Genomic DNA, 6,000 nt, shown 5'->3' on the forward strand with positions numbered 1-6,000 from the left:
GCTGACGGTTCCTGCACTTTGGTGGCGTATTCGCCTGAATTGAAAGTAGACCCACTTTCCGACTATGTACATAGGACTAGTGGCACCCCGCGATCAGGTGATCCAGTACAGCGAAAGCACTACACCTACCCACACGAACGGCGCAAATGGCAGCTTTTTTGACTTGTCCGGGGCCAGATGACGCACATGCTCTCTAACTCCTTGAGCCATATGAGGCCAGACTTTTGGCGCGAGCAGCAGCCACAGCACGCTGGCCAAGCCCGCGCCGATAAACGCGCCAAGAACGAATATGCCGTTCGTCGCAAGACCCAGGGCTGTCATTAATTTCACATCGCCGGCGCCCATGCGGCCCAAGAAATAACCCGGCAGCGTCAGCAGCAGAGCGATCAGGCAGGCCCAGCCGCCCTGCCCCGCGTCGGCGCCCAGCCAAGTAGTGCCAGTCGCCAACAACCAGACCAACGCCAGCGCACCTACGCCCAAGGTCAACATGTTGGAAATTCGCCGCTGCCGGGCATCCTGCGCGGCGCAGATCGCCAGCCAGATCAGAACAAGGGAAATCTGCATCCGCTGAAAGCCGTCCGTTTTGCCTGATTGATTCTATGCTGATACTACGCAGTGACTGTCAGGGTAGACGCACGCATGAAAAACGGCTTTCGCAGGTCGCAAAAAGGTGCGGTGGCGATCGAATTCGCCTTGGTGTTCATCATCTTTTTCGCAGTGTTTTACGGGTTGGTCAGCTACGGCCTGCCCTTCGTGATGATGCAATCGTTCAACCAGGCCACCGCTGAGGCGGTGCGCCGCAGCGTTGCGGTCGACCCGACCACGCCGAACTATTCGACGGTGCTGGTCAACACCGCCAATGCTGCGCTGACCCAACAACTGCAATGGCTGCCCTCGGCCTTGAATCTGGTGGTCGGCACCGACACCAGTGCGGCGTACGACGCGGGGACTGGCACCCTGACCGTCAGCGTCAATTACCCGGTGAGCAAGCTCAACCAGATCATGCCGTTTCTGGTGCTGCCGGGTATTGGCACGGTGCCCAATCTGCCCACGCACCTGACCGCCCGCTCGAGCCTGCAATTTTGACCGCCGGCGATAAGTTTTTCGGGCGCTTGCTCATGCGCGCCCCCACCGCAGCTCACGACTTGCCGGACCATCTCGGCGCGCCGCCGATCGGCCTGCATTTTTATCTGGATGGCAACGGCGATGTGTTGCAGATCGCCGGCCCGCTGCGGCATTTGCTCGCCCAGCACAAACCTCAGGGTCAGCCGCTGCCGCTCAGCGCCTACCTGCTGCCGCACAGTCTGCTGACTATCGAAGGTCAGCCCAGAGACTGGCAGGGGCAACTCCTCGATCTCGACTTTTCCGGGCTCAATGATCAGCCCCTGCACCTGCGCGGCTGGGTGCAGCCGCTGGAGGATGGCTGGCGATTGCAGATGCTCGACATCGCCGACCTGTTGCTCGAACGTCAGCAAGCGCGCGATCGCGACGCCTGCCAGACCCTTGCCGCGCAGGTCAGCGATCGTCTGCGCACGTGCAGCCTGACGCGTCTGCCGACGGTGCTTGGCGAACAATTGCAGGCCATCGCCCAGCGCTGGCATATCCCCTGCCTCGCCGTGGCGTTACTGGATGAACAGGCCCAGGGCTGGCAGATTCATCAACAGTTTCGCGGCCACGATGCCCCGCAACTGTGGGAGGACGGCCAGCCGCTGGGCACGCCGCTGGACAGCCTCAACGGCAGCGCGCCGCAACGCCTCGCCGGCCCGCAGGGCCGCTATGAACATTCGCGATTGCAGGCCACGTTCGGCAACGCCAACGGTTTCGCCGTGCCCTACAGCAATGACCAGGGCGTGGTCGCCTGGCTGCTCTGTGGGTTTTATACGGTCGACAACGTGGCGCCATGGCTGACCGATCGTGACTGGCTGACCCTGGCCGGCGCGCTGGCCGGACCGCTGCTCAGCCGCTTGCGCGAGCAGCGCCATGTGCAATCGATGGAACGTCTTGATTCCCTGCAAAACCTGCTCGGCACCGGCTGGTGGGAAATCAGTGCCGAAGAGCAGATTGCACTGGCGCCGACGCTGGCCTCGGCCCTGAATCTCAGCGATCGCCTGCTGCCGGTAGAAGACTGGCTGTCGCTGTTTCATCCCGCCGATCGCGACGAGTTGCGCAGCCGTTTGCGCGCCCTGCAACTGCAAGGAGAAGCGCTGACCCTGAGCGTACGTCTGCACCGCGCGGAGGTCGGCGCAGCAGCGACGTGGTATCGGGTTCAGGGCCAGGTCAGCGGCACCGGTGAGCATCGGCGTCTGGTCGGGTTCATGCTCGACATCAGCGACATCCAGAATCAACAACAGCGCGCCGCTGCCGCCCATGCGCGGCTGGATAATCTGATTGCCAGTTCACCGGCGGTGATCTACGTGCAGCGCTATGCAGAAGGTGCACTGATCCCGGCGTTTTTCAGCGCCAGCCTGCAACCCTTGCTGGGCTGGACGCTGGAAGATTGCGATGCAGCAACACTGGCCGAGCGCGTGCATCCCGAAGACCGTGAACTGTATTTCCAGCGCAACCGCCAGTTGCTGCGCGAAGGTTCGGTGCGTGCGCGTTATCGCCTGCGCGACAGCCGTGGCGACTATCACTGGCTGCTCGATGAGGCAAAACTGCTGCGCAACGATCTCGGCCTGCCGGTCGAGGCGGTGGGCTTGTGGCTGGACGTCACCGACGCAACGCTTGCCGCCGAGCAGGTGCGGCAGAGCGAGGAGCGTTACCGGATTCTGGTCGAGGACTCGCCGGCGATGATCTGCCGTTATCGCCCTGACCTGACGCTGATCTTTGGCAACCGACCGTTGGCGACTTATATGGAATCCACCCCGGAACAACTGCCCGGGGTTGATCTGGGTGGCTGGATGTCCGAAGAACAGCGCGCAGCGTTCGTTCAGCGCTTGAGCCAACTGACGCCGCAACAGCCAGTGAGTACAGCGGAAATCAGCCTGCAATTGCCCGGACGCGAACACGCCTGGTGGGTCTGGTCGGATCGCGGCGTGTTCGATGAGCAGGGACAGTTGATCGAAGTGCAAGCGGTGGGCCGCGACAACACCGAGGTGCGCCGCTCGCAACAGCAACTCACCCAAAGCGCGAAAATGGCCACCCTCGGCGAAATGGCCACCGGCCTTGCCCACGAGATCAATCAACCGCTGAACGTCATGCGCATGGCCATCGTCAACGTGCTCAAGCGCCTCGGCAACGGTGATGTGCAGGTCGATTATCTGACCGACAAACTCAACCGCATCGACGCTCAGGTTCAACGCGCGGCTAAGGTGGTCGACCACATGCGCGTGTTCGGCCGGCGCTCGGAAATCGAACAACAGTTGTTCAACCCGGCCCAAGCCATCGAAGGCACCCTGTCGCTGCTGGCCGAAGGCATGCGCGGCAAAGGTGTCGATCTGCGCATCAGTGAGACCGGTTTCGAGGCGCAGGTGCGCGGCTACGTCGATCAGTTGGAGCAGGTGCTGATCAACCTGATGGTCAACGCCCGTGACGCCTTGCTCAGCAAACGCGACAACGACTCAGCGTTCAAACCGTGGATTTCGATCTACGCCGAGCGTGACGAGGAAAGCGTGCGGCTGTGGGTCGAGGACAATGGCGGCGGCATCGATCCGCGTTTGCTGGAGCGGATCTTCGAGCCGTTCTTCACCACCAAACCGATCGGCGTCGGCACCGGTCTGGGCCTGTCGGTGAGCTACGGCATCATCGCCAACATGGGCGGCCAGTTGAGCGTGCGCAACTCCACGGAGGGCGCACGGTTCTGCATCGAATTGCCGATTGCCACGGATGATCAGATCACCAGATAAGCCTTGCCGGCCTGCCCGCAGGTCATGTTGGCGCCCACCTCGGTGTTCATCAGATTGATGCCCAGGCCTTTGAGCAGATTGTTCAACAACGGGTCGAGCAAGGGACTGATCAAACCGGTGACCACTGGCAACAAGCGGTCGCTGACGTCGCTGATCAACGAAGCCACACCGGTGACGACAGCGCCCAGCGGGTTGCTGCCCACGGGTTTGTAGACGATCAGGTTGATGCCCGACAGGGTGTTCGCCAGGCTGCCGACGATGTTGCTGGTCGGCGCGGCCGGTAGCACGCTGGGCGGCAGTTTCAGATTGGCCGGGGTGGCGAAGGGTGTGGTGCTGGAGAACAGCAGATTCTGCGTGGTCTGCGCGACGCTGGTGTCGAGTTTGATGGCGATGCCGCCCGCGCCGTACTGCACGTGGGAGGCGGCATCGCAACTGCCGATGCCGAGAACCCTGTGGCAGGTGATGATGCCGAGATCGACCAGCGGCAGCGGCGCCACCGTTGGTTCGGCGACTGAAGAGAACGCCGCGACAGGATCGATCTTGCCGAGTTTGAGATCTGCCAGAGAGGTTGTTGTGGCGGCAGTCAGGCTTTTGCTGCCGCTGTCGTCGGTCGGGCAGCGGTAATCGGTGACATAGCTTTTCGCCCCGCCGGCATCCAGCGCGATGTCGATCTGCGGTGAGGGCAGCAGCTTCGGATCGAGCTGTTGGCAGCCGGCACCCAACAGGCAGAACACTGAATTGATTGTGTCCACCAGATTCAGGCTCAACAGCGCATTGAGCGTCGGCGTTAGCATACCGACCAGCCCTGATACCGCGTTCGTCAGCCCTACGACTCCCGTCAACACCGGCAGATTCACCGACAACAGCGTGCGCACCTGCGCAGTGCGCACATAAATCCGGTCCGGTCCCAACGGATCGGCCTTGGCCCGCGCCGGATCACCAATCGCCGAGAACTGCGGCGGTTCGATCACCTTCACCCGTACCGTGACACCGGCCAGCCCCAGCACGTTGACCGGCAAGGTCGCCGCCACCGCGCTCTTGCTGTTGGCCAGTTGCACCACGCCCTGCACCAGTTGCAGCAATTGCAGGTTGGCATCCAGCCCCGCCGCCGTGGTGCCGGTTTGCAGTTGCAGGATCTCGCCGAGTCTGACCGGCGCCGCATTGATGGCGGCGGCCTGCAACTGGCCCAGCGCGGTGACCACTTGCGCGGTCGCGCCGTTGAGTTGCACTACCGTCGCTGCGGCCTGAATCAACTGCGTCACCGTCGCTTGGGTATTGAGCAACTGCGTGTAATTGCCAGCACCGACGTTGAGGTCGATGGCCAGTTGATCGAGGTATTTGAGCAGGTTGATATCGGTGTGCAGCAAGCCGTCCCAGCCCACCGCCGTGAGGTTGACGTTGCCGCCGAGCAACCCGGAAAAGAGCGGATTGAGGATGTTCGACTGCGCTGTGTCGATGCTGGCGAGGGTGCTGCGAATATTCAGTTGGGCGACGGTCGGCTGCGGTTTGGCCGCGACTGCCGAAGCATTGAGCGTGGTATTGAGGCTGACCGGCGTGGCACTGAACAGCGCCTGCACACCGCCAGCAAAACTGCTGGTGACCGTACGACTGGCAGCGACTTTGACTGCGCTTGATTGCGTGGCATCGACAGTGAAACTGCGCATACCGCTGGCAGCGGTGGCCAGTGTGCCGCAGGTGGTCGCGAGCGTATTGGCGGCATCCACCACGTAGCCATTGCGCAGCGCACTTTGCCCGGCATAACTGGCGGCGCTCAGCCCGGGCAGGCAATTGCCGCCGCGACTGACCGCTTCGAGGGCGGCGGTATCGACGACCCGCTGCAATTTGCGCTGTTCCATGTACAAGCGACCGCTGTCGACCACCAGCAACATCATCACCAGCGCCAGACTCAGGGTGGCAGCCGCCATCAAGCCGATCGCCCCGCGTTGCCGGGCCGGGCCGTTGCCTTGAGATCCTGGCGACATGGCGCACTCCTTTGCCGGCGCAGTGCCGAGCGCTACCTCCGTTAATGAAAAAGAGTGTAGACGCGGTCGGTCGAGAGTGCTGGCGTCACGCCATTCCAGTCACCACCGCCACTGTGGGAGCGAGCCTGCTCGCGAAAGCGTCGTGCCAGAGGATTCAATGCTGAATGACACAC

Annotated in this window: 4 protein-coding genes; 2 read left to right on the top strand and 2 right to left on the bottom strand. The window is 62.4% G+C overall.

Annotation, left to right across the window (positions count from 1 at the left end; genetic code table 11):
- Positions 1 to 93: 93 nt before the first annotated feature.
- A complete protein-coding gene (locus QMX86_RS13600) occupies positions 94 to 564 on the bottom strand; it encodes a prepilin peptidase (protein ID WP_282384936.1) in 471 nt (156 codons plus the stop codon).
- 75 nt (positions 565 to 639) lie between these two features.
- Here QMX86_RS13600 and QMX86_RS13605 point away from each other — a divergent pair, with 75 nt between their 5' ends.
- Together QMX86_RS13605 and QMX86_RS13610 are read left to right on the top strand one after the other, a co-directional pair.
- Positions 640 to 1,086, top strand: a complete 447-nt coding sequence (locus tag QMX86_RS13605) for a TadE/TadG family type IV pilus assembly protein (protein ID WP_282384933.1) — start codon at positions 640 to 642, stop codon at positions 1,084 to 1,086.
- The gene (locus QMX86_RS13610) at positions 1,083 to 3,845 is read left to right on the top strand and encodes an ATP-binding protein (protein WP_282384930.1); all 2,763 of its coding nucleotides are present in this window, start codon (positions 1,083 to 1,085) and stop codon (positions 3,843 to 3,845) included. The genes QMX86_RS13605 and QMX86_RS13610 overlap by 4 nt, the downstream gene beginning before the upstream one ends.
- Here QMX86_RS13610 and QMX86_RS13615 read toward each other — a convergent pair.
- Complete coding sequence (locus QMX86_RS13615; protein ID WP_282384927.1) at positions 3,830 to 5,827, bottom strand: pilus assembly protein TadG-related protein; 1,998 nt, start codon at positions 5,825 to 5,827, stop codon at positions 3,830 to 3,832. The genes QMX86_RS13610 and QMX86_RS13615 overlap by 16 nt on opposite strands.
- Between the last annotated feature and the right edge of the window lie 173 nt (positions 5,828 to 6,000).

This window comes from Pseudomonas sp. PS01270, from assembly GCF_029959775.1.
Lineage (GTDB): Bacteria > Pseudomonadota > Gammaproteobacteria > Pseudomonadales > Pseudomonadaceae > Aquipseudomonas > Aquipseudomonas atacamensis.

What these genes read in the sequence shown, in the direction of transcription:
- QMX86_RS13600 (WP_282384936.1), bottom strand. Translation starts at nt 564, where the DNA reads ATGCAGATTTCCCTTGTTCTGATCTGGCTGGCGATCTGCGCCGCGCAG.
- QMX86_RS13605 (WP_282384933.1), top strand. Translation starts at nt 640, where the DNA reads ATGAAAAACGGCTTTCGCAGGTCGCAAAAAGGTGCGGTGGCGATCGAA.
- QMX86_RS13615 (WP_282384927.1), bottom strand. Translation starts at nt 5,827, where the DNA reads ATGTCGCCAGGATCTCAAGGCAACGGCCCGGCCCGGCAACGCGGGGCG.